This window comes from Bacillus sp. LR--39 (genome assembly GCF_053613335.1).
The window spans coordinates 1-769 of the sequence record NZ_JBSIOT010000730.1; the positions used below are offsets into that span (position 1 = coordinate 1).

Genomic DNA, 769 nt, shown 5'->3' on the forward strand with positions numbered 1-769 from the left:
TGTCTCATCGACCCGGAGAAACCCGCTGCTATTTTTGTATCTACCGCCATTTGCTCAAGAGTGCGGCCTTGCCGCAGACTTTCGACTGCTGTTTCGTACGCTGTTTTCATCTGGGAAAAACCCGGCGTGATCCCGGCAATCACAATCGTAGCAGTCCGATTGATATATTCATTATGAGGTGAATAGTAGATGTCAAGTTCATTTTCTTGATGGAGATGAAATGGAGAAATAAGTAAATCCGACTTTGTAAGTGAAGAGGGAAGAGAATGTAGTTTTTCTGCGAACTCCTTTAAGCAACTGTGGTTTACAATCATGCGAAAGCCTCCTCAAAAAATGATATCCCATTGTCCATTCTGATCGAAACAACGGGATATCATTCATCATGACCTGCTATTTAAATGGCCAGCCTGCCACACCTCTTTAACAGCTTTAGGAACTTTTTTCACTTCAGCTGCGGTCTGCTGAAACGTGTATTTTTTTATTTGGACATCCTGCTGAACCTTCTTTTGTTTTTGCGTCAGCAGCTCTGTTACTGTTTTTAATCCTTCGATTTGTTTTTGCATAGCCTGCGTAACAGAGGAAAGCTCCTTTAGTGCAGGGTCCATTTTTTTCTTGTTTTGAATCACGGTAACTCCTAAGAAGATAATAGAAACTGCTAATACTGCAAGACTGATATAAACTATAATCATATGTTCACTCCTTTTCTTATGTCATTACCCTGTATCCGTTTTTTTAATCAGAAGAAATGATATTTACACAGTTCGTTTGA

Annotated in this window: 1 protein-coding gene and 1 pseudogene; both read right to left on the reverse strand. The window is 39.9% G+C overall.

All coding sequences use genetic code 11. The annotated features are described in order from the left end of the window. Positions 1–314, reverse strand: a pseudogene (locus ACWHAR_RS26155) (hypothetical protein); the annotation flags it as partial. Between the two features lie 66 nt (positions 315–380). Further along, a complete protein-coding gene (locus ACWHAR_RS26160) occupies positions 381–689 on the reverse strand; it encodes a DUF948 domain-containing protein (RefSeq protein ID WP_017697324.1) in 309 nt (102 codons plus the stop codon). Positions 690–769: the final 80 nt, after the last annotated feature.